Raw genomic sequence first — 2,420 nt, 5'->3', positions numbered from 1 at the left:
ATTGCATATAAGCAAGTGGCGGTCTTGGTGCTCTATTGCAAAGCCTGGAATTTCTATTAACTTTGCTGCTCACGGTTTTTGGTTCGGTGCTGCAATCGCCACCTGCTTATATGCAAAAAACGTTAGCCGTAAGCATTGCGGGGCGGTGCGACAGACGGGACAGTCAGCTTTTTTCATTGAGCAACTTTTCTGCAAACTTACAACACCTGGAGCAGGCCATCGCTTCGTGCTTTGTTTTCTTTCCCCCACGCACTAAAAAAATGAAATCCCAAGCCCACAAAATAGCACATTGCCTTTTGCCTCAAACACACTAGCCACCACACTTTGGCAAAAGTCAAAGAGCTATTTTCTCCCTCCCAAATTCCTGCTTTTTGTGCTAGATAATTTTACTGTTTCTTAATCCTGAAACACCTCAATATCACCTTACTACTACTAATTTCTCCCTGCACAGAATTGCTTGACCATTAAATAATACACAGTAATAAATTCCAGGAGCAGTTTCTGACAAATCAATAATGCTATTTTGGGATGATACAATATTCTCTTTTACTACTTTCCCATGAATATTATAAACTAACAATTTGCTATTTTCCTTAATTTCTCCTTCAATTTTAACTGTAGCATAACTTGAAGCAGGATTAGGAACAATTTTAAATTTAAAACCATCAACTTTTAACCCATTTAAACCTGTTGAGTTCATTACTGTTATTTCCTTGCTGAATGTTTCGTAACAGACAGCATGATGTACTTTTAATGATACTATATAGGTACCCTCCTGCGTATAGGTATGCGTTTTTGTGCTGTTTGTATAGGCTTTTGTACCATCCCCGAAATCCCAATGCCTTGCTGTGGTATTTGAGGAATTATTAGAAAAAACAATGCTGCTCTCAAAAGCAAGGTCTATAGTATCGGCACTTGAAGTAAAAAAAGCATCTATGGGATATTGGCTGCAATCGTAATAATAACAAATGGTATCTTCATAATAACACAAAAGGCTGTCGCATCCAAAACAATCGGCCTTTATTAACCAAGCGTTTTGGTAAGTACTATCCAGGTTATTCCTAGTTTGGCCGCAGGCAATAAAACCTCCATCATCTGTAGACTTTATGTCATATAAATAATCCGAATAACCGTTATCTAATCCATAAACCCTTTCCCATAAAAGGTTTCCATTGGGATCGGTTTTAATTATCCATCCATCAGAATTATTTAACTGTGTGCCAAAACTCTTACTAGAACCAACTACAACAATACAGCCATCTTCCATTTCAACAGGACTGTTTAATTCATCTTCATAAAATCCACCAAACTTTTTCTCCCAAAGCATGGTTCCTTCCTGATCAATTTTCACTAACCAACCTTGATTATTTGTAGAAGAAATATAATGGCCTCCCGAAATTATGTAACAACCATCTTTGGTTGATGTAATGCCACCAGCTACATTATAATGATTTCCTCCATAAATTTTTTCCCAGATTACATTGCCAATACTGTCTATTTTTAGAATATACCATCTTCTTATGTTATCGGAAGTGTTGTCGGTAAAACCAGTCATTAAATATCCATCGCCAATTTCAATCATATTCCATGCACATTCATTCTCAGATCTGGAATTATAAATTTTTTCCCATTCCTTATTTCCGATACTGTCAATTTTAATAAGGTATGTTTTCCATTTATTACCAAGAAAATGAGAAGAATAACCCATCACTACAAAACCGTTATCATTTGTTTTAATTATTTTCCTAAATGATTCAAAATCAGGATTACTTGAAACTCCTTGTCCCAAAGCATACTTTTTTGTCCAGAGGGTATCTCCCACTGCATTAATTTTTATTACATAACAGTCCCGGTTAATTCTAGTACCTGATATTTCTTTGTCAATTTTTTGACCTGCAATTACAAACGTCCCATCCTCTAATCCAAGCACACTATTTCCAAAATTCTCTATGCTGTCTTCAATGTTGTATATTTTATCCCATATCGTGTGGCCAAGAGAATCTGTTTTATTGACATATAACTTAGGGCCTATATAATCAAAAGATCCATTAACTTCAATGAATAAAGAGCTAAAACCAACAGCCAGGTATCCTTTGTCTATAGTAGAAATTACTGACTGGAAACTTTCAAATGTTGCAGTAGGATATCCGTTAAATGGCTGCCCGTAATCATATTGATTATTAAAATAAACAACCTGTGCTTTTGAGCACAGGTTGTTTAGAATTAAAAACATTAAAATTAGCAAGCTAAATTTTTTCATTTATTTTGAAATTAACATTTTTTCTCTTCCAATTACTCTGTTTCCATCAATTAACATGCAATAATAAACTCCGGAAGGCAAATCGGAAAGATCAATAACAATATTATTGCCTGTTACTGCTTTTTCCTTTATTACCTTACCGTAAATGTCATAAATTATC

The 2,420-nt window shown here is 35.0% G+C and carries 2 protein-coding genes; both read right to left on the bottom strand.

Features of this window, described 5'->3' with window-relative positions:
- Positions 1–418: 418 nt before the first annotated feature.
- Positions 419–2,260, bottom strand: a complete 1,842-nt coding sequence (locus H0V01_14015; protein ID MBA2584493.1) for a T9SS type A sorting domain-containing protein — start codon at positions 2,258–2,260, stop codon at positions 419–421.
- On the bottom strand, positions 2,261–2,420 hold a 160-nt coding region (locus tag H0V01_14010; protein MBA2584492.1), incomplete at its 5' end, for a T9SS type A sorting domain-containing protein.

This window comes from Bacteroidota bacterium, from assembly GCA_013696965.1.
In the GTDB taxonomy this organism is placed as follows: domain Bacteria; phylum Bacteroidota; class Bacteroidia; order JACCXN01; family JACCXN01; genus JACCXN01.
This window is presented reverse-complemented; position numbering and strand designations above follow the sequence as displayed.